Origin of the sequence: Arachidicoccus ginsenosidivorans (assembly GCF_007971385.1) — a bacterium.
In the GTDB taxonomy this organism is placed as follows: domain Bacteria; phylum Bacteroidota; class Bacteroidia; order Chitinophagales; family Chitinophagaceae; genus Arachidicoccus; species Arachidicoccus ginsenosidivorans.
In genome coordinates this window covers 4,440,112-4,459,405 of the sequence record NZ_CP042434.1, presented here as the reverse complement: position 1 = coordinate 4,459,405, position 19,294 = coordinate 4,440,112, and the positions used below count along the sequence as shown (strand labels likewise).

21 protein-coding genes and 1 tRNA gene are annotated in these 19,294 nt (G+C 39.5%); 7 read left to right on the top strand and 15 right to left on the bottom strand.

Annotated features, from left to right (window positions below; translation table 11 throughout):
- Positions 1-10: 10 nt before the first annotated feature.
- The 4 genes from FSB73_RS17845 to FSB73_RS17835 form a co-directional block, all read right to left on the bottom strand.
- Positions 11-760, bottom strand: a complete 750-nt coding sequence (locus FSB73_RS17845; protein ID WP_146785297.1) for a hypothetical protein — start codon at positions 758-760, stop codon at positions 11-13.
- 230 nt (positions 761-990) lie between these two features.
- The gene (locus tag FSB73_RS17840) at positions 991-2,697 is read right to left on the bottom strand and encodes a DUF885 domain-containing protein (protein ID WP_146785294.1); all 1,707 of its coding nucleotides are present in this window, start codon (positions 2,695-2,697) and stop codon (positions 991-993) included.
- Positions 2,698-3,239: 542 nt separating this feature from the next.
- Positions 3,240-3,365 carry a hypothetical protein gene (locus tag FSB73_RS26915; RefSeq protein WP_262712374.1) on the bottom strand — a complete coding sequence of 42 codons (126 nt, stop codon included), beginning with the start codon at positions 3,363-3,365 and terminating at the stop codon, positions 3,240-3,242.
- Between the two features lie 2,161 nt (positions 3,366-5,526).
- Positions 5,527-6,420: an alpha/beta fold hydrolase gene (locus FSB73_RS17835; RefSeq protein WP_146785290.1), complete on the bottom strand. Its 894-nt coding sequence runs from the start codon at positions 6,418-6,420 to the stop codon at positions 5,527-5,529.
- Positions 6,421-6,626: 206 nt separating this feature from the next.
- Here FSB73_RS17835 and FSB73_RS17830 point away from each other — a divergent pair, with 206 nt between their 5' ends.
- The 4 genes from FSB73_RS17830 (at position 6,627) to FSB73_RS17815 (ending at position 8,115) form a co-directional block, all read left to right on the top strand.
- Entirely contained in the window at positions 6,627-6,953 is a 327-nt protein-coding gene (locus FSB73_RS17830) for a MerR family transcriptional regulator (protein ID WP_225974135.1), read from the top strand.
- Positions 6,954-7,054: 101 nt separating this feature from the next.
- The gene (locus FSB73_RS17825) at positions 7,055-7,246 is read left to right on the top strand and encodes a MauE/DoxX family redox-associated membrane protein (RefSeq protein WP_146785287.1); all 192 of its coding nucleotides are present in this window, start codon (positions 7,055-7,057) and stop codon (positions 7,244-7,246) included.
- Positions 7,247-7,568: 322 nt separating this feature from the next.
- A complete protein-coding gene (locus tag FSB73_RS25470) occupies positions 7,569-7,718 on the top strand; it encodes a type II toxin-antitoxin system ParD family antitoxin (RefSeq protein ID WP_225974134.1) in 150 nt (49 codons plus the stop codon).
- 97 nt (positions 7,719-7,815) lie between these two features.
- Entirely contained in the window at positions 7,816-8,115 is a 300-nt protein-coding gene (locus FSB73_RS17815; RefSeq protein ID WP_146785284.1) for a type II toxin-antitoxin system RelE/ParE family toxin, read from the top strand.
- Between the two features lie 11 nt (positions 8,116-8,126).
- Here the strand turns inward: FSB73_RS17815 and FSB73_RS17810 are convergent, their stop codons facing one another.
- The 4 genes from FSB73_RS17810 to FSB73_RS17795 all read right to left on the bottom strand — a co-directional run bounded on the left by FSB73_RS17810 (position 8,127) and on the right by FSB73_RS17795 (position 10,354).
- Entirely contained in the window at positions 8,127-8,534 is a 408-nt protein-coding gene (locus tag FSB73_RS17810; protein WP_146785280.1) for a phage integrase SAM-like domain-containing protein, read from the bottom strand.
- The gene (locus tag FSB73_RS17805) at positions 8,535-8,957 is read right to left on the bottom strand and encodes an Arm DNA-binding domain-containing protein (RefSeq protein ID WP_146785277.1); all 423 of its coding nucleotides are present in this window, start codon (positions 8,955-8,957) and stop codon (positions 8,535-8,537) included.
- 295 nt (positions 8,958-9,252) lie between these two features.
- Positions 9,253-9,326, bottom strand: a tRNA-Pro gene (locus FSB73_RS17800).
- Between the two features lie 29 nt (positions 9,327-9,355).
- The gene (locus FSB73_RS17795; protein ID WP_146785274.1) at positions 9,356-10,354 is read right to left on the bottom strand and encodes an acyl-CoA reductase; all 999 of its coding nucleotides are present in this window, start codon (positions 10,352-10,354) and stop codon (positions 9,356-9,358) included.
- A 53-nt stretch (positions 10,355-10,407) separates the two neighbouring features.
- Between FSB73_RS17795 and FSB73_RS17790 the strand changes: the two genes are divergently transcribed.
- Positions 10,408-10,755 carry a 4Fe-4S dicluster domain-containing protein gene (locus FSB73_RS17790; RefSeq protein ID WP_146785271.1) on the top strand — a complete coding sequence of 116 codons (348 nt, stop codon included), beginning with the start codon at positions 10,408-10,410 and terminating at the stop codon, positions 10,753-10,755.
- 185 nt (positions 10,756-10,940) lie between these two features.
- On the opposite strand, the gene FSB73_RS17785 is transcribed toward FSB73_RS17790, so the two are convergent.
- From FSB73_RS17785 to FSB73_RS17755, 7 genes are all read right to left on the bottom strand, one after another.
- Entirely contained in the window at positions 10,941-11,366 is a 426-nt protein-coding gene (locus FSB73_RS17785; protein WP_146785267.1) for an SH3 domain-containing protein, read from the bottom strand.
- Positions 11,367-11,407: 41 nt separating this feature from the next.
- Positions 11,408-11,899, bottom strand: a complete 492-nt coding sequence (locus tag FSB73_RS17780; RefSeq protein ID WP_146785264.1) for a BON domain-containing protein — start codon at positions 11,897-11,899, stop codon at positions 11,408-11,410.
- Between the two features lie 68 nt (positions 11,900-11,967).
- Positions 11,968-12,810: a purine-nucleoside phosphorylase gene (locus FSB73_RS17775; RefSeq protein ID WP_146785262.1), complete on the bottom strand. Its 843-nt coding sequence runs from the start codon at positions 12,808-12,810 to the stop codon at positions 11,968-11,970.
- Positions 12,811-13,203: 393 nt separating this feature from the next.
- Complete coding sequence (locus tag FSB73_RS17770) at positions 13,204-13,713, bottom strand: hypothetical protein (protein ID WP_146785259.1); 510 nt, start codon at positions 13,711-13,713, stop codon at positions 13,204-13,206.
- 485 nt (positions 13,714-14,198) lie between these two features.
- Positions 14,199-15,038, bottom strand: coding sequence for a sialate O-acetylesterase (locus FSB73_RS17765; RefSeq protein WP_225974133.1), 840 nt, complete (start codon positions 15,036-15,038; stop codon positions 14,199-14,201).
- 252 nt (positions 15,039-15,290) lie between these two features.
- Positions 15,291-15,692 carry a DUF3127 domain-containing protein gene (locus tag FSB73_RS17760; RefSeq protein WP_146785253.1) on the bottom strand — a complete coding sequence of 134 codons (402 nt, stop codon included), beginning with the start codon at positions 15,690-15,692 and terminating at the stop codon, positions 15,291-15,293.
- A gap of 403 nt (positions 15,693-16,095) precedes the next feature.
- Positions 16,096-17,292 carry a proline dehydrogenase family protein gene (locus tag FSB73_RS17755; RefSeq protein ID WP_146785250.1) on the bottom strand — a complete coding sequence of 399 codons (1,197 nt, stop codon included), beginning with the start codon at positions 17,290-17,292 and terminating at the stop codon, positions 16,096-16,098.
- A gap of 184 nt (positions 17,293-17,476) precedes the next feature.
- Here FSB73_RS17755 and FSB73_RS25465 point away from each other — a divergent pair, with 184 nt between their 5' ends.
- A complete protein-coding gene (locus tag FSB73_RS25465) occupies positions 17,477-18,613 on the top strand; it encodes an ABC transporter ATP-binding protein (protein ID WP_225974132.1) in 1,137 nt (378 codons plus the stop codon).
- Positions 18,598-19,290: an ABC transporter ATP-binding protein gene (locus tag FSB73_RS25460; protein WP_225974131.1), complete on the top strand. Its 693-nt coding sequence runs from the start codon at positions 18,598-18,600 to the stop codon at positions 19,288-19,290. Before FSB73_RS25465 ends, FSB73_RS25460 begins: the two co-directional genes overlap by 16 nt.
- Positions 19,291-19,294: the final 4 nt, after the last annotated feature.

Sequence of the window (19,294 nt, the reverse complement as noted above, 5' to 3'; positions counted from 1 at the left end):
ATGTAATTTGTTAATAGGTTTTCATATTCAAAAAGCCTTGAATCTGTCTTGAAATGTCCTGGATACTCAATAATACCGCCTGATCTTTTAAACGATCACTGGTTTCCAGCTCATTAAAATCACTGGCGATTTTTTCGCCTTGTACATCTTTTGTAACAATGGTAGTAAATGGAATGAGTCCTGTTCGAACATCTAAAACAATAAGCTGCACAGTAGCAAATGCCTTGATGGCTGTTTTTGAAAAAAGCTTATATTTTGAATAAATGCCATTTTCTATGTTGTAGATAACGACTACATCTGATTGACTTCTGACAGCTGCCTCCCGAATACTGGTAAAAGTCGCAGGCTTAGCTAATAGGATCGAAGGAATTGCAGAAATGCGTTTCACTCTTGAAGAGCTTTTGAATTGGTCGGTGAACATCTCCAAATAGTGCTGTTGGGATTTTAGATAATGTTCGTCATTCCATAAATAACTACGTGAATTACCTGAATTCGTTAGATTAACGATACTCATTCTTAAATCCTGGGGGAGCTCATAATGACCATCCAGAATCTTACTAATGTTATCTTCGGATATCGTAGATTGCTTATCATTAAAAAGTGAAGTGGTTAGCGTATTATCTTGGTTCGACTCAATTCCAGCCACCGTGTTTGAACTGGTTGGCGGTCGTGAAGTGACACAACCACCTAAGATGAAAAAAGAGCTCACCGTAATAATGATCAACAGTAATTTCGTCAGATTCCCAATTTTGGTATTCATAATCTTCTAAGCATTAGGTTAAAAATTAAAATTACGTAATTTTTAGATGTTTTTTATATATGTAATTGTATTTATTTTGAATGGTTTAACCTACTTACAAATATGCCTATTTAATACCGGACCCCGTTTTTAAGGCAACAATTACCTTACACCAAGGCACAGATATTATTTAGCCTTAGAATAACGATCACCACAAATAAAAACATTCAGTTTTTTTTATCCTAACGCGCTTACCGAGTCTTGGCCCAATGATCCATATAATTTTCAAATACGTCCAGAGGCATAACGCCGCCTTTTAAAATCGCATCATGGAATTCACGCAAGCTAAAGCTTTCGCCTAACTGATTTTTGTATTTATCCCGCAGCTCATTAATTTTCAATTCACCAATTTTATAGGAGAGCGCCTGGCCGGGCCACGCCATATATCGCTCTATTTCAGCAGTGGCCGAGGCTTCAGATATTGGTTCATGCTGCATATTATAGGCAATCGCCTCTTCTCTGGTCATTTTGCCCATATGCAGTCCGGTGTCTACCACCAGACGAATCGCTCTGTGTATTTCAGCCCCCAGAGCGCCCAACTGATGATAGGGATCAGTTAGTACGCCCAGTTCCTTACCTAGGGACTCGCAATAAAGTGCCCAACCTTCTCCAAAAGCACTGCTCCAATATTTCTGTCTCAATTTGGGCACGTTAGCATTTTCGTATTGTAGGCTAATTTGATAATGATGTCCAGGAATGGCTTCATGCAAAAAGAGACTTTCCATTTCATCATTAGTCACGTTTACCTCCCTGGGATTTAATATTGGCACATAAAACACGCCAGGTCGGCCACTGGATAAATCGCCTGGTACATATTCTGCAGAAGCGGAAGCGGCCCTGAAATCCTCCGTTTTCCGGATTTCAAATGGAGAAACAGGCGCCACACCAAAATAGGTGGAAATATTTGGCCGGATTCGATCATAAACACTTTGATAGGCGTCCAATACTTCCTGATCTGAATCAAATGGGAAAAATTGTGGGTCCGTCTTCATAAATTCAAAAAGCTCCCTTAAAGATCCTTTAAACCCTATTTGATCTTTAATCTTGCTCATCTGTGTAGAAATTCGCTCTACTTCTTTCACCCCCAATTGATAAACCGATTCAGGATCCAAATGTTTGGTTACGGATGCAAAAATATATTGTTGATATAACTTTTGGCCATCCGGCAAATCATTAATACCTGAACTTAACCGTGCGTGGTGCAAATATTCTTCCGTAAGAAAGACCAACAATTTTTGAAAGGAAGGAACCAAATCTTTTTCAATCATTTCCTTAAAACGCTTATCCAATATTTTTTGATCGTCCACATCAAAATCAGACGGGTAATTTTTTGTCGGGGCATAGAAAATAGCGCTGTCATCGGCTTTAGTTAGCTCTTCCAATTGCGGGATAATTTTTACCACCAGGGATTGAGGCAGCACCATTTTGCTTTTGATTCCTTTGCGCATATTTTCAATTGCCACCTCGGTCCACCTGACAAAGGCCTTACATCTTGTAAGCCAGTCATTATAATCCTTTAAGGTTTTAAATGGCTGAACAGAGGCACCTGAGCCTAACATCGCCATATAAAGGTGCAGGCCAGTAAACTGATTGATGGGCATATAAGCTAGAGGAAACGGCTCAAAATTAAGTACTGACTGGATCTGATTTTCCATAATGGAATAGCAAATCACTTCATCACTGGTAAGAAGTCCCAGGTTAAACTGCTTAAGTTTTTTATGATAATCCCTATATGTCTTATACAAAGTTTCCCAATAAGCATCATCCTCTGCAGGAAGCTGATCATTGAACCCTTCAACACCGTCAAAAGTGGCCTGTAAAGGGTTAAGTGCATAGGAATCTCTATAGAAATCATCAAATAATCTATTTAATTCCGTATTTGTTGCTATCGTCATCATTGTTGTACAAATTAATTTATCAGTGCCTTAAAGGTCGTTATTTTGTTAATAAATATTACATTAATTTATAAAATTTAATCTATTCCATTCAGCTCCCTATACTATAATAAGTACTCACATGAGCCTCCTATTTTGAAATATATGGGCAACTGGATTCGGAGTAAACCTTGTCCATTTATCAGCATAAAACTGGTTCCTGGTGCGGGACCTGTCTAAATGGTCTATAACAACAGAGACCGGCAGGTCATGCACCAGAACTCTACCCTGCGGGTATCCCATAAGTGGCTGACTACAAGGCATGACAACCTCAACCGCCCGGATACCACCTAGCTCAATAGCACAACTGACAACTTCGCTAGCATCCTTGCAGCAGCGAGTGAGACAACTAAATACCCCTATACCAATCTTACAGCTGCCACGATTCTTACAGAGACCCATTACGATAATTACGATAACCTGCCTGCACTACCTTCAGCCATGAACAAAACCTTTAATGGCAGCTGGGACAGCAATTGGCTCACTGCCAGCATCTCGACCTTCCCTTATGCGGAGAAACCTGCACAAAACAGTACCATTACACCAAAGGGATGGTCACCTGGACCAGAGTGAAGGTGCTGGACAGCACCCTTATCCTGGCCTCCATTCATATCTATGATTACAATTTTCATAATACGATATCTTAAATTTACCCCGTCAAATTACCATACCCAGCAAGGAATTTATCAGGTATTATTCTAATGCAACAGGAAGCAAACTACAAAAAGGCACCTTAGATAATACCATCATCTTCGGCAAAACAGCTTTTACCAATATAGTAAAGGCCATTTGGAAGAAATAATTAATAGCCTTGAACATACAAAAAGAGTTATTAAAGAAACTTTAAGGATTCTTACTCATAGGTATGATTATATTGTAATAATACTTAGGGATGGAAATACTGTAACAATTACTTGCCTCATGGATATTTTCTTAAAGAAAAAATTGAAAATTGGAGCGGCATCGAGCTCGAACATAAGGCTGTTCTTTTCCCCTTTTTAAAGAAAAATTCGACCTAAAAAAGTTGATACTTTATTTTATTCAATATTTGTCATACGTCTTTCTAAAAAACTTAAAGTACAGGATTCTCCGTACTCTAATATTTTAATTATAAAGTGTCTTAAATATAAATTCTATTTTTATATTTTGCTTAGTCAGCGGTATGCTGGTACTATTGGGTCTGGTGCATGTCTCCGGACAGAATAATATCGGCCTGAAACCGCAGTATGTGCTACTGAACTCTCCGAATGCATCTAGGTTAAGGCAATACGGGGATATTCCTGTTAGTTGTTACACAGGTGTTCTGGCTGTGGAAGTACCGATATACGAAATAAAGGTGAACGGTCTTAACATTCCGTTCAGCCTACCATGCTTGGGAGATAAAGTTACAGCAGGAAGTAAGCTGGGCAGAGTTTGGGAGGCATTTAATGCGGGCGGGCCGGTGATGAAGAACATTTAGCGAAAGGAGGACCTTGAAGTAACGGTTATCTGTCAACAGGCACAAATGACGGCATACTTCAAGGCAAAAGCCTTATTCAATAAGTATATTAATGAAGGGACCTGCTTCCGTCAGTACCGCGTACAATTAACCCCAACGTGGACCATGTAACGTGTATTAACTTTATAAACATTATGCATATCAGTAAGACCGAACCCGACCTGCATTCGTATAATCTCGGCACTCCGAAAAAATGATTATGGGTGCTGCAGAGGACCAGCCGACCGGATATGACAGCACAAAAAAGAAAGGGTTGTTATTGTCCCCAACTGATTATGTGGATTTTTAGTTCAGTGGAAATGTCTGGACAGTACACAATGTGCAGGGAAACATCTATTACTTCCAGACATTCGAAACGACTTCGGTGGCGAGCAGCGCCCCTTATACCAAGATACCGTCTTTCTTCTTGAATAAATCACCGACCATTGCCCAACATAACAGAATCCGGGCATCCGCCCTTAATAACGGGAACGAACATAGCTTTATTAGCGCATGGCTTCTGGACTCAATCGTTACCCCATGAAAAATAAGGTGGTATTTGAGTATGTAAAAGGATTTGTGGAGGCACCGTTGAGTCTGACGGAATAAGCCCACTATCTCAATACCGCCTCTCCTTTACAGGTATTATGGAATAAAGTACCTTATTTGGTTATCCAAACCAATCCTTGTAATATCATAGCCTTAACTATGGCCCTAACGGTTAAAAATAACCAGATCAATTAGTAAATCCCAGTGCGCACCAGAAAGAGGGATTTATCATATTAGTAGATTATATTAAGCAGGTAAATGGTATGTGAATGACTTTTATCACTACCAGTATGATGAACTATCAGAAGCAATCTACTACATTGTGAATTTACTAAATGTTGATATGTTCAAAATGTACCTGTCAGTCTATTATAATCATGATACTGTAATCCTATTAGTTCACTATTTATCCCATTGAAATACAAAAAGCAGCTAGATCGATAGTACCAAAATAATTAAAATAAGTGTGCTTTTGAGCAAGACCTATTACGTAGATCAAACACAGAAATAGAAATTTTTGGGGAACCGCATGTGATTTCGTAAATCCCCTACCAGTTCTGAACAAGATATTCAAAGCCGTCAAGATGATTGGCTTAAATCTCTAAATCATTGATTGCCGTTTGTATGGTACGAAGTGTTTAATCGAAAATTTTATTCATCCTCTTATATAAAAATTAATATTAGGCTGTCAATTGATAAATTTTACACCACCCATCCACCAAATTACGGCACCTCTTGTCAGAGATAGCCTATTGCGTTCACCATAATTAACTATCCAAGAAATCCATAATTAATTTCACCGTTTCAATTGGTTGTTCAGCAAGTATAAAATGTCCACTTTCTTTTACTTTTTTTAGTTGTAAGTCGGTTGTTATATTTGGCAATGACATTTGTAACAATTCATATCCGCTTTCACCACCAATGCCAATAACGGGCATAGTGAGCTTGTTATATGTTTTACTATCTTCTATGTCTTGGGGGAAGGCCTGATACCAAGCATTAGAAGACCGAATTGCTTCTTTGCTATTATAAGCAGAAACATAAACAGCTTTGTCGAAATCACTTATGCTGGTTTGGTCATTCAATAGGTGTTTAAACAGCCATTCTATAACAATATTCATACGACCCTCAAGAATTTGTTCAGGCAGTTCTTTTACCTGATTAAAAGCAAGCCACCAAGGATAAAGGAAATTCGCGCCCAAAATGGGCAGCATTGGCAAATGATACATTCCCGCATCAGGATGCGGTGTGTCCAACATAATTAATTTAAAAACCGATTCTGAATGGTTTACAGCGAAACTATATGCTACGTGTGCACCGATATCATGCCCACCAATGTACACTTTTTTAAAGCCTAACTTCTTTACAAGTCCAAAAATGTCTTTAGCCATATTCTTTTTCTCATAGCCATCAATCGGCTTGTCAGAATTTCCCATTCCACGCATCTCTACGACAATAACACGATAATTTGTAGCAAGTGTTGGCATTACTTTATGATAAGCCCACCAAGTTTCAGGATATCCCGGAATTAAAATCAATGGTTCACCTCTTCCACCTACAACGTAATGTAGTTTTGTACCATTTACATCAGCATAATGATGGGTAAAACCTGGAACTAACTTGATTAGTTCTTCTACGTCAAATTTATTGCTAATCGTCATACATTTGATTTTGCTATGTTGATAATTTAAAAGGCATTGCCAATCCTGCAAAGGCAATTCCTCTTTGTTTTATAATTTCTCGTCTGTCTACAATGAGATTTATTTAGTATTCAACTTGCGAAATGCAAAATTAAGGATTATTTTTGCAAACTACAAGTATGTAGCATACTGCATAGTTTGATTTTTTTTGTAAAATAATTCATAGGATGAAATTAATACATCAGCTTTCCAAAGAAACTGGAATACCAATCGGAACAATACGTTTCTACGAAAAAAGTGGACTTTTTAGAGGTAAAACCAAAGAAGAAGTAAAAACCAATAATTATGTTTATTATGGTGATGAAGTTGTTGAAAAGCTAAGGTTTATACAAATGGCAAAAGCTGTCGGCTTTACCTTGTCTGAAATAAAAGAAGTTATTGATGCCTGGTATAAAAAACAAATCAGTAAGAATGCAAAAATCGAAGTTCTCGATAGAAAATTGTTGCAAATTGATGAAAAAATAAAAGAACTTAAAGCATTCAAAAACAAATAGCTCTTTGTAAATTCAATATCGAGAACGAGATTGGTTAATGTGTTTCGTTTTGGCATATTTATTATAGTCGGTAAGCCGTACCAGAAATAAAAACTCAAAAAATGAAACGGAAGACACTTGTTGATATTATCGAAATTTTATTTATCGTCCTTTGTGTTTACGCCGCTACTACTAAACTGCATGATTTTCAAAAGTTCAGGGTGCAATTAGGGCCGTCTCCATTACTGACGGCATTTGCAGGTTGGTTTGTCCGTGTAATAACAGTCGGTGAAATTGGGATTGCCATCTGGTGATATGAAGTGCAGATATATTCGGTAGATTAACATAAATAATTTTGCATTCTTCTCTTCCTATCTCGAAGTATTTTTCCAACAGAGTATCCATCGTATTGATGATTTCTTACAAATAATGACAAACAAAATAAATGAAGCTAAAATATATACATTAATTGATGAACATAAATTTACGATTTATATTTTATTATCATTTAATGCAATCACAAAGAAAATTACTTGGGCTTTTTAGTACGTGCCAGTAAATAACAATGGGCTAAAAAATATATAATTTTTTTGCAAAGATACCAATAATTGGTACCTTTGAAGTAAAATACAATTTATGCCTAAGAACACGTCAATATTACTGGGGGACTATTTCGACAAATACATAAAACAACAAATTCAAACGGGGAAATTTTCTTCTGCCAGTGAAGTAGTAAGAGCTGCATTAAGACTATTTGAATATCAGGAAACAAAAAAACTGAGTTAATAAAAGAACTCAAAAAAGGTGAGAAATCAGGTTTTTTGGACAACTTCAAACGACAGGAATTTCTGAATAACATTCACACCAAACACATTGCAAAGTAATGCCGTTTAAATTAAGTAAAGAAGCAGCAAACGATTTAGAAAATATTTGGCTCTATACACTTGAAAATTGGTCAATAGAACAAGCAGACAGGTACTTCAACCTTTTAATGGATGAAATCGAATATTTAACTGAGAAACCATACTCAGGAAAAGACTCCAGTAGAATTAGAAAGGGATATTTTCGTTCAAAAGTTAAATCACACTTTATCTTCTACAAAATCAGTAAAAATGCTGATGAAATTGAAATAATTAGGATTTTACATCAAAGGATGGATCTTGAGGACAGGCTAAACGAATAAACTATTCCACCTCATAATTCAAAATGAGTGATTGAAAGTGCCATACAATCAATAAATGCCAATCCAGAATAACAGGCATACAAAAACAGATCCTTAACATAATTTAAGATAGGATCCACCAATACGCATTTTTCTAAAAGTACCAATTCCTCCATGGTAACTTTCTTTCTTTTTGGCTTTTTCATTGTGTAACTATAGTCGTCAATTGGATTAGCAGCAATCCATTTTAGTTCTTTTGCCCAGTTAAGAATTCTTTTAAATCTTTGGATATGTTTAGCAAGTCCATTACCATCACAAGGATCATTGGGTCTAATAGGGTGAGAGCGAATATAAAACTCAAAATCTACTGCAAATTCCATCGTGATTTGAGAAAGTAAGACATCTCCCTCAGCGTTGTATTGTTTGACAAACTTTTCCAACTAATCAATTGTCGTTTTGTAATTTTTAAATCCTCCGGGCTTTAATTTTGTTTCCCATATTTTTTTAAAATAATTCAGAAGCTCGATGAGTTTATGCCCTTTTGGCAAAGCATGTACACCCAGGTAAGCTTGTTTGACGGTTTCTGCCGTAATGACGGCCTCTTTATCCAGCAGCATTCTATACTTAAGTTTGATCTTAAAGCGAACATCATCCATATGCTGGTTAAGCGCCTTTACCTGCATGCTGTTGCCACGCACTTGCTTTTTCTTACTGTCCCAATCTGCTACTGGGATACGTTCTTTTAAAGAGAGCTCCGCCCTTTCTTTGTCAATAGTAATCCGTACATAAATAAAGCCGCTCGTTTTGTCGTCTTTGCAACGACGGATGAGGAATTCAATTTCAAAGGAATGTGGTGATCGCATAGCATTTTTTTTAAAAGATTTTGAAATAGTTTGCCTTGATTTCTTTTCGTCCAGTAGTGTCCGAAACTTCTCGTCCGTTTCTAATCCAGTCAAAAAGTGTCAAAAAAAATTACAACAAACTATTAATCAACATCTTGAACCTTCTGGTGAGTTTCAAGGTCCGTGCCAGTGTGTACACACCGTTTAACTCACCGGAAAATAGCTATGTTTTGATATGGTATGATATACAAGTGCGAAAAAAAACCTGTAAATCAACAAGATTTACAGGTTTAGATATTTTTAGAAAGCCAATTTGTCGGGATGACTGGATTCGAACCAGCGGCCTCTTCGTCCCGAACGAAGCGCGCTACCGGGCTGCGCTACATCCCGCATTATGGTTACAAAAGACTTTGGATACTTCAAAGCCCTGCTAAGAATTCCATTGTATCAACATTATCTGCATAATCCATGAGTGTCGGCATTTGCCCCTGCCCAAAGGGTACATAAGCTTTCCCAATGATGCATTGAATATCCTCATTGCCCTTCAGACTGTCATTTATTGCAGCCATATCATTGTAAAAACTGTAATGCACCAAACTAATGGGAGAGAACAGCGCTTCATTTTCGATAAGCAGCAAGGAGCCACTATTCATATACATTTTGCTGTTCATAATCAGTATTGCCAACTGATAGTCAAAATTATGATGGTACTTATGAAAATCCAAATAATAATTATACACTTTTAATGCCTCAATCAGCGGCACAAAATCATACCCTTCAGGAACATAAAGTTTAGTAACATTTCTGCAGCCCAGGCCAAAATATAACATCAGATCACTAGCCAATCCACTTAATTGCTGCTTAGATTCATCTCCAGTAAGAACCGCAACTGAGGTTCTGTTTTTTCGGATAATATGGGGTTTGTTGCCAAAATAATAATCAAAATACCTGCTTGAGTTATTACTCCCCGTAGCAATATAGGCGTCACAATCCTTTAATCTTTCCACCACGCTTACTTGACTTGCAAAGGCAGGATCCCACTCAGTCATTTTAGTGAGCAAGTGTTTTAATAGCACTTGGTCCTTAGAGGACAGTTTAATCTGCTGCTTATGACCGCTTAAAAATACGCTCAAAAAGTCATGGAAGCCCACAAGGGGTAAATTGCCCGCCATGACTACACCAACTGTTTTTGGGGTTTTCGAGTGGTTTAATGCAGGATAGCGACTAAGCCATTTTTCAAGCAAGGATTCGTTTAAATATGCTTCGGCAATGTTTTTCGTTGCAGTATCAATGAATTCAGGGATAAACCAAGGATTTTCCCGGTAAGCCTGGTGCTTAATCTGCTGCCACTCATCATTGTTTTGGAGCAAATAATTTCCTAACTTTGCAGCCAAAGCTACTTTTTGCGACAATTGCATATTTAATGTAATTTTGCGCAAAATTATTCAAAAAAATTAAACCAGCGAACCAGATGGCGATTAAGATAACAGATGAATGTATTAATTGTGGCGCCTGCGAACCAGAATGCCCCAATAATGCCATTTACGAAGGAGGAGTAGATTGGGCCATCACGGACGGCACCAGCGTTAAAGGTGATTATACCCTAATGGACGGTTCGGTCGTTGATGCAGATAAAAGATTTGATCCAATCAGTAATGATGTTTATTTCATCGTTCCAGATAAATGTACAGAATGTCAGGGCTTTCATGAGGAGCCACAATGTGCAGCCGTTTGTCCGGTAGACTGTTGTGTACCAGATGAAATGTATGAAGAGACTGTTGAGGAGCTCTTGAACAAAAAAGACAAATTACACGTATAATTTAACTTGTATATAAAATTTTTAATTATTTAAGGGAACCTGTCTATTCATCGACCCCAAACATCATAAGCAAAAAGCGTCAATATTTGGTAATATTGACGCTTTTCTTATTCTTTTCTTTTCCACTGTAGATAAGGTGAGCCGGAACGATTAGCCCAGCCAATCAACCATCCACCTAATGTTATTTATTCTACTGGTGTCAGGTATTGGGCATAACTATAGCCTTCTTCACCATCATTAGTTCTAACCAACCACCACTGTTCATTGGCCTTGCCCACCAAAGTAATTACTTCCCCATGAGCCGCTTTGCCAACGATTGGCTGATCGGTACCGGGTCCTTTGCGGATATTTAGATTCGTAGAATCCGTCACAACCTTTACTTTGGCACCCGCCACAGCAGTAGCGACATTAACATTTAATACCACATCACCGGTTAAAAAATTAGGATCAATTTTCCCATAAATATCCCAAAGCTTATTTTTAACATCCGCACTCGGTGCAGTGCCGGTAATATGAAGAACACCATCGGATTCATTGATCTGAGCACCGGTTACACCAGAGGTATTAACGGCGTCAATCAATTCTTTGTATTTATCCTGTAAAGCTGCCATTTTCTTGATTTTTTTTGTTAGCGAATAATATAAGGTACAGGCTATTTAACCTTTACCTGACTCATATCTGTTTTCTTGGGATTTAATGCATCCAGTGCAGCTTTCAGTGTTTTAACCTTAGACTGCTCAATTTCTCCGGTAACCGTAATAACACCATCAGAAACGGTGGCTGTAATTCCAGGAAAATCCTTGGTAGCATCCGCAACACCTTGTGTCAAGGCATCAGCAGCAGGCGCTACGCTGGCAGCGGGTGCCGGTTCTACTTCTATATTATCAACAACGCTTTTCACACCTGCATCTTTCAGGTTATTTACTGCAGTTTCTACAGCTGCCTTATCGGACTCAGATCCTACCAGACCGCTAAGGGTAACCACACCATCTTTTACATCGGCCGACACGCCGGGTGTAGCAGAAATAGCGGTTTGCACTTTAGTCTGAATGTCTGCGTCAGACGGTTTGGATTTACAAGATGGCATTGCTACGGCCAGTGCCGTTGCCATTACAAAGGCAGGTAACATTCTTTTTAGTTGCATAGAACTTAATTTTAAGGTTAAAAATCAGAAGAATTTTTATAAACATCCCACTTAGAAAGAGAGATATATTATGTTAATTTAATATTCCTTTGCAATTCTGATGCCAACTCCTTAAATAAGGTCGTTAGTTTGGGCTCCGCTGCCTGGGCGGCCTCAAGGACTTCCTCATGGGTAATGATATTATCTTCGGCCCGGATACCTAGGTCTGTCACCACACTCACACAAAATACCTTCATGCCGCCATGCACCGCCACAATGACTTCCTGGACCGTACTCATTCCCACAACATCACCACCTACAGCCTTAATTAACTTATATTCTGCCCGGGTTTCAAAAGTTGGCCCTGTGACCCCAGTATAAACGCCTTCATGTACTGCAAAATCGTAATCAATGGCAATACGCTTAGCAATGGCAATAATATCCTTGCTATAAGGTTCACTCATATCCGGGAACCTGGGACCTAAATCTTCTTCATTAGGACCTAATAGAGGATTTTGGGTAAAAAAACTAATATGATCACTAATCAGCACCAGATCACCCACCTTATAATCTGGATTTACAGCCCCGGCAGCATTGGACAATAATAAGGTTTTTATTCCGAGGCCCTGCATGACCCTGATCGGGTAGGAGACCTCCTGAGGGCTATATCCTTCGTAATAATGAAAACGGCCGGACATGGCTAGTACAGGTACACCATTTAAAAGGCCAAATATCAGTTTCCCACTATGCCCTTTTACAGTACTCACCGGAAAATGCGGAATATCTTCATAACTCAATGACTGTTCAACGGTAATTTCAGTGGCCAGATTCCCCAGGCCACTGCCCAGTACAATACCAATCAATGGCTTTTTATCACATTTACTCTGTATAAAACGTACCGTGTCTTGAATGCGCTCTTTTAAACTTGCCATAATAGGTAAAATCGTAATTAATATGAATAAAGGGTTAGTGTGAACCAATCGCCGGATTTAGAAATAGTCCTTTAGATAAATTTATTTCATTTCGGCGACTACTAAACAAAAATAAAACATTTGCACTCAAATTATTAAACAAAATTTTCCTATAATAAGAAGCCTAATTTTCCTAAAATGACAATCCAGGATTTTAAATGCGAGTCGCCAATTAGCCGCCGGCAATCATACCAGCCAAGCAAACCTACCTATATAAAGCACCAGCAATCAAATAATAACAAAAAGGCCGGCAGTAAAACTGCCGGCCCTAGGTTTTAGGTATTATTCATAGGTTGAAAACAAGGTTTGATTATCGCTGATGAAAGGATACAAAGATCTTTTAATCAGTTATCATTAAAAGGGCATGGTATAGGCAACTCTTAGCCCAACAAAGCCGTTTTTCACATCATTTTTGGACCAACCTTCATAACGAACACTTAAGTCCAGGTTAGAAGAGGCCATTACACCGATCTGTCCAGCATAAGTTAAAGCTGTAGAACCACCTTTATTGGTACCAATAGCGGCACCTATCTGTGGTTCAGCGTAAAGACCACCCATACTAAAGCGTACACCAGCTTTTAAGGGCACAAATCCCACATCTTTAAATCCAGCGTCTTTTAAGTCGCTTTTAGCGAAAAAATTGTTGTAACCGGCAGAAACGGTGGCTGCGATCGTTTCATCAAAGTTGTAAGCATATTTCAGGTCTGCTCCCAAACCAAATGAGCTGTAATCACTAAAATCACCAACCGGTAAAGCACCAGTTATGCCTACGCTGAACTCAGATCCGATTGGACGTTCATATTGTGCTTTGGAAGCACCTACGAATAAAAAGCCAGCTGCTAATAACAAAAATGCCTTTTTCATAAATTGTAAATTTTTGATTCAGGTGGGATATATCTAAAACTATACCAAAGCATCCCTATCCAAATTTACGATAACAAAAAAGATTAAAAGGCGATCAAACACCTCCACAAAATCTTCTATAACGCATTAATAATCAATAAACAACGATTCAATTATGATTTTCTACGACTACCTATTACTTTAAATTGGTATTCAATCATTTATCGAAAAAATTTTACAATCCCTTTTGCATTCCCTTCTACAACCCATTTTACTTTCCCCAAAGCAGGGAATCAACCATTTATTGCGTTCAATTAAGCAGAGGCAAACAAGGCATAAGCGATAAATGTCATTGTTTTATTTGTATCCCAACCATTTATAGGTCACTGTAATGCAGCTTATGGTTAATAAGTGTCTATCTATCTGGCATAAATGGCATTTATTGCCCCAATAACTTCAAAAATCGATTAAGCTGCAGCTGCATGGTTGCAAATGCAATGAAAATATTATTTTAATTTAACCTGCTCCGCTTCTAATTCCTGTAGCGTCATATCTCCAAAAGCAAAGCGGTATTCTAAAAGTGTTGACTGCTCCATTTTAGTCAGCGGCCGCCTATATATGGCTTCCAGCTTTTCCGTTTCATCTTCTAATGCTTTCAAAACATGTGTATGCTGATCAAACGCCTCAAAATAGCGCACACCCAACCTTCTTAACGAAATAGCATCAAAATGCAACCCGTCTGGATTGGCTGTCAAGTCCTCAGCAGACACAAAATAACAATCCGGGGTTTGCGTGGCGTACTCAAGCAGTGCCTGGTTCACTAAAGGATAACCTCCAAAAAACGCTCCATAACGACCACTGGGCAAAAAATCACCCAGCCCACCGATGATCAAAGGCACTTTAGGCAAGCCCAAGACGTTCCTTAAAGCGTCTATAATCTCCCCAAACCGGTCCTTATAAATAGCCGCCAGGTCGCCAAAACAGTCATTTTCTCCCTGGTGCCAGAGAATCCCTGTAATTTTGCTGCTTTGCTGTGCCAGCTTTGCAAGGAATACAGCATGCTCAAACAAAGGACCTCCTACCTTCCAGTCTTCCAGACTGGAACCTCCTTCCGCACAGGGGATGAGTCCGATTTCCTTATCTGCATGGGCGCGCCGCCACAGGGCGGCAAAAGAAGCGCAGAGGCCAATACCAGAAAACGGACGGTCTGGATTTATTGGTTCCCACATCGTCTGCCAAAGTCCATTACGCTGCATTTTAATCTGCGTATCAAAGATCCGGGGTACATCCTTCAAAAAGCCCCGTCCAGCCATATTAGATTGGCCAATCATTAAAAAAGAATCCATTATTCAACCGTATTTAAATCACTAAATCACTTAAGGTTTATCCTCGTCGGGCAAATTATATACAACTGGTATCAATATTAAAACCTTCCTTTATCCTTTCAATTGCCCATCCGTTTAAGGTAATACAACCACCATGATGTAGCCTTCAAAACAAAAAATACAGACCTGGTTATATGCGTCATGGAGACTTAATTATAACGAGGTCTGTATGTTGTATGCGCTATTTAACTTATTATGATCTACCCAAAGAAACTAGAATGGTAAATCATCGGCTTCTCCTGGCGCACTATCCGGCACAAAGGGTGGAGGAGGTGCATCCACGCCCTGGGCAGGTGCCCCAAATCCGCCGCCACCTTGCAGACTACCTGCAGGTTCCATTCTCCAGGCATCCAGGTTGGTAATATAATTTTCTCTGCCGTCTTTTGACCATTTGGTCCCTTTCAGGTTAAACGACACTTTTACTTCATCACCCAGGTTAAAACGATCTGGCAAAGAGGTGCGGTCCTGCACACATTGTAATTTGATAAAATTACTGATGATGCGACCACCGATATCATCGGTTTTCTCAATCACAAACTCTCTTGTTTTAAAAGTCTCTGTGCGTTGTATGGTATCATACTTCGCCACTAATTTTCCAATTAATTCGTAAGCCATTTTTATTTTGAATTTATAATGTTTATTAATAAGATCAAGCGCTTCCAGGCCAATTCCGTCTGGCCCGTGCAGACTCAGACAATTTTCCACCTAAAAATTCCACACTTATTTATAGCCCCTTTTATATACACTTTTATAGCCCCCTTTTATTGCCCCTTATTCAGGCCCTTATTTAAGCCCTTATCAGTAACGAACCCGGCCTAGAAAAATGGAGCGTGAAAGTAAGGACTTTTGCTCAACTTTGCGCTGTTCATTGTAAAAATAACCAGCCCATAGCATCTATTAATCCTTTCGAAGCCATTAGAGAGTAAAAGTACCCCGTAATTTTGGCCTTTTTTTTTAAAACTAGGCGGATTAAATGACATAGGGGTAGCAACAGAAGCCCTTAGGGACACCATGACCGTCAGGAAGTCTCCAGTTGTTTTCTTCGTTCTAATTCCAGATTAATAAGTGCCAGTTCTCTGCCTGTCTGGCCCTTCACGCTGGAATTCTCCTGCGCCCTGCGCATTAAATAAGGGATTACATCTCTGATAGGCCCAAAGGGTACGTATTTACTTACCTGGTAACCCTCTTTGGCCAGATTGAAAGTTATATTATCACTCATACCGTAGAGCTGGGAAAAGTGCACATGGGGATGATTATGGGCAATCCCCTTTTGATCGAGTAGTTCAGCAGCATACATAGAACTGGCTTCATTGTGCGTAGCCACCACAAAACCGATGGAATCAATATGGTCCACAGCGTACTGAACCGCACTGTTATAATCCAGATCCGTGCTATCCTTGTCTTTTTGGATGGGAGAGGGGTAGCCCTGTTCTGCCGCCCGGGCTCTTTCTTTTTCCATATAAGCACCCCGAACCAGCTTTACGCCCAGTAAAAAACCCTGCCTTTTGGCAATATCATGACTCATCTTTAAAAAGTCCAACCGGTCATGGCGGTAAAGCTGAATGGTATTATAAACGAGCAAACTTTCTGTATTATAGATTTCCATCATTTCCATGGTAATCCGATCGATGGGATCCTGGATCCAGCTTTCTTCTGCATCTACCAGTACACCAATATTATACGCTTTGGCAGCCTCACAGATCTGGATCATTCTTTGACGAACCCTTGCCCATTCGGCGAGTTGTTCTTCATTTTCATGCACACCGCTTCTTAGTCTGGGCGCTTCATTGAGTTTTCTTAAAAGCTCCATACGGGCAATGCCAGAAACTTTGATGGCAATTACGGGAATATTCTTCTGGGTTGCGGCAAATTTGATCACACGAATAAACTCCTGCATTCCATGGTCAAAACTCGCTTCTGATTCTTTGCCTTCCACCCCATAATCTAAAATGACACCTACACCATATTGGTTTAACATGTCGCAGATGGGAGCGGTTTGCTCCAAAGATTCACCGCCCACAAACTGCTTAAAGATCGTGCTACGAATCAGCCCATTGATGGGCAATCCGGTTTTCATTAAAAAAGGTGTAAAACGCGTACCCAGAGATGTTAAAATTGGATACTTCATGGTGGAAAACAGGCTTTTGGCAGATTTTAGGTCTTTAGTCGTCTTATAGGCAAAGGCCACCTTTGTATTGTCAAATGAAAGGTTCATTCAGATTATAATTTGGGAGCAAATATCGAACAAAAGAATTTAAAACAGAAAATTTGCTCCTAAAAACAAACAAACGTTTACGCAAATTTTGTGTAAGCGCACCGTTGCAGTTCCTATCCAAAGAGATAGCTGAGCATTTGGACCGAATAATCCTCCATAAAAAGGATGTATCTTTGCCCGGCAAATGGAAAAAACTGAGAAGAAGAAACTGGACATGCGCCTGCTAGGCAGGGTATTTACCTATGTCAAACCTTACCGGCTCCAATTTACCTGTAGTCTGGTATTGGCATTGGTATTATCGGTGTTTGCCCCCGTGCGCCCTTATTTGATACAGCTGACCGTCAATGAAGCGACCGGCAAAGCCTCCAGCATCCCCGGTTGGCTGAAATTATTTATCAGCCAAGCGCACCTAAATAATGTGCTGCAGTTCATTATTGCCGTTACCATTTTTCAGATTGTTTTTATTTTCATAGAAACCCTGACCAGGTTTATTTTCAGTTTTATCACTTCCTGGCTAGGGCAGGCCGTGGTGAAAGATATGCGTATTGAAGTGTTCCACAAGATCAGCCAGCTAAATCAACGCCAGTTCGACAAAACCCCGATCGGCACGCTGACCACCCGGACCATTAATGATATAGAAAGCATCAATAATATTTTCTCGGACGGCCTGGTACCCATTCTAGCCGACCTGTTCGCCATTATCGTTACCCTTGGCACCATGTTCTATATCGACTGGAAACTGACCCTTATCAGTCTGATTCCCTTTCCGATACTCATTGTGGCCACCTATTATTTTAAAGAAAGCGTCAACAAAAGTTACCTTAGGGTCAGAAACGCCATCTCCGCCCTGAATGCTTTTGTTCAGGAGCATATCTCCGGCATGGCCATCGTGCAGGCCTTTGCTGCCGAAAAAAGAGAAGCCAATAAATTTGATCAGATTAATAAAGAGCACCGGAATGCCAATATTTCTGCCATATTTGCCTATTCGGTATTCTTTCCGGTCGTAGAAATCATTTTAGCCCTCAGTATGGCTTTTCTGATCTGGTTTGTAGCAGATAATAAGCTGGACGCCGGCCTTCTGGTTTCCTTTATTTTATACCTCAACCAGATTTTTAGACCACTACGGGTTATTGCCGATAAGTTCAATGTGTTGCAAATGGGACTAATTGCGGCCGAGCGTGTCTTTAAAGTGCTGGAAAATGAAGACATGCAGCCTCAGGCCAGTGAGGGGCATTACAACCCAGAAAAATCAAAGGTGAAATCAGCTTTGAACAGGTTAGTTTTGCGTATAATATGCCCCATTATGTGTTGCGGGATTTAAATTTCCAGATTAATCCAGGAGAAACTGTTGCCATCGTCGGACACACCGGTAGCGGCAAAACCTCCATTATTAGTCTGATAAACAGGCTTTATGAGATTCAAAGTGGAAAAATCCTGGTCGATAAGGTAGATATCAGAGACTATAATATTGAAGGACTTCGTAAACATATTGGCGTCGTACTCCAGGACGTATTTTTATTTTCCGGCTCAATTATGGAAAATATCACCCTGCGCAATCCAGATATCACCAAGGCCGAAGTGGTGTCTGCCGCAAAAATGATTGGGATGCATGATTTTATCATGCAACTGGAAGGCAACTACGATTTTGCTGTCATGGAAAGAGGCAGCTCGCTAAGCCTTGGTCAAAGACAGCTAATCTCATTTATTCGAGCACTTTTATATGATCCTTCGATTCTGATACTGGATGAAGCGACCTCTTCCATTGACACCGATAGTGAGATGCTGGTGCAACAGGCCATTGATAAGCTCATTAAAGGCCGAACTTCCATCGTGATTGCCCACAGGCTCTCCACCATCCGCAAAGCCCATAAGATTATTGTATTGGATAAAGGCGTCATAAGAGAAATCGGCACCCACGATGCACTTTTGGAGCGTAACGGATTTTATGCGAAATTGCATCAAATGCAGTTCGCAGATCAAATGCAGACTGCTTCTTAAAAAA

What these genes read in the sequence shown, in the direction of transcription:
- FSB73_RS17845 (WP_146785297.1), bottom strand. Translation starts at nt 760, where the DNA reads ATGAATACCAAAATTGGGAATCTGACGAAATTACTGTTGATCATTATT.
- FSB73_RS17840 (WP_146785294.1), bottom strand. Translation starts at nt 2,697, where the DNA reads ATGATGACGATAGCAACAAATACGGAATTAAATAGATTATTTGATGAT.
- FSB73_RS26915 (WP_262712374.1), bottom strand. Translation starts at nt 3,365, where the DNA reads ATGAAAATTGTAATCATAGATATGAATGGAGGCCAGGATAAGGGTGCT.
- FSB73_RS17835 (WP_146785290.1), bottom strand. Translation starts at nt 6,420, where the DNA reads ATGACGATTAGCAATAAATTTGACGTAGAAGAACTAATCAAGTTAGTT.
- FSB73_RS17830 (WP_225974135.1), top strand. Translation starts at nt 6,627, where the DNA reads ATGAAATTAATACATCAGCTTTCCAAAGAAACTGGAATACCAATCGGA.
- FSB73_RS17825 (WP_146785287.1), top strand. Translation starts at nt 7,055, where the DNA reads ATGAAACGGAAGACACTTGTTGATATTATCGAAATTTTATTTATCGTC.
- FSB73_RS25470 (WP_225974134.1), top strand. Translation starts at nt 7,569, where the DNA reads ATGCCTAAGAACACGTCAATATTACTGGGGGACTATTTCGACAAATAC.
- FSB73_RS17815 (WP_146785284.1), top strand. Translation starts at nt 7,816, where the DNA reads ATGCCGTTTAAATTAAGTAAAGAAGCAGCAAACGATTTAGAAAATATT.
- FSB73_RS17805 (WP_146785277.1), bottom strand. Translation starts at nt 8,957, where the DNA reads ATGCGATCACCACATTCCTTTGAAATTGAATTCCTCATCCGTCGTTGC.
- FSB73_RS17795 (WP_146785274.1), bottom strand. Translation starts at nt 10,354, where the DNA reads ATGCAATTGTCGCAAAAAGTAGCTTTGGCTGCAAAGTTAGGAAATTAT.
- FSB73_RS17790 (WP_146785271.1), top strand. Translation starts at nt 10,408, where the DNA reads ATGGCGATTAAGATAACAGATGAATGTATTAATTGTGGCGCCTGCGAA.
- FSB73_RS17785 (WP_146785267.1), bottom strand. Translation starts at nt 11,366, where the DNA reads ATGGCAGCTTTACAGGATAAATACAAAGAATTGATTGACGCCGTTAAT.
- FSB73_RS17780 (WP_146785264.1), bottom strand. Translation starts at nt 11,899, where the DNA reads ATGCAACTAAAAAGAATGTTACCTGCCTTTGTAATGGCAACGGCACTG.
- FSB73_RS17775 (WP_146785262.1), bottom strand. Translation starts at nt 12,810, where the DNA reads ATGGCAAGTTTAAAAGAGCGCATTCAAGACACGGTACGTTTTATACAG.
- FSB73_RS17770 (WP_146785259.1), bottom strand. Translation starts at nt 13,713, where the DNA reads ATGAAAAAGGCATTTTTGTTATTAGCAGCTGGCTTTTTATTCGTAGGT.
- FSB73_RS17765 (WP_225974133.1), bottom strand. Translation starts at nt 15,038, where the DNA reads ATGGATTCTTTTTTAATGATTGGCCAATCTAATATGGCTGGACGGGGC.
- FSB73_RS17760 (WP_146785253.1), bottom strand. Translation starts at nt 15,692, where the DNA reads ATGGCTTACGAATTAATTGGAAAATTAGTGGCGAAGTATGATACCATA.
- FSB73_RS17755 (WP_146785250.1), bottom strand. Translation starts at nt 17,292, where the DNA reads ATGAACCTTTCATTTGACAATACAAAGGTGGCCTTTGCCTATAAGACG.
- FSB73_RS25465 (WP_225974132.1), top strand. Translation starts at nt 17,477, where the DNA reads ATGGAAAAAACTGAGAAGAAGAAACTGGACATGCGCCTGCTAGGCAGG.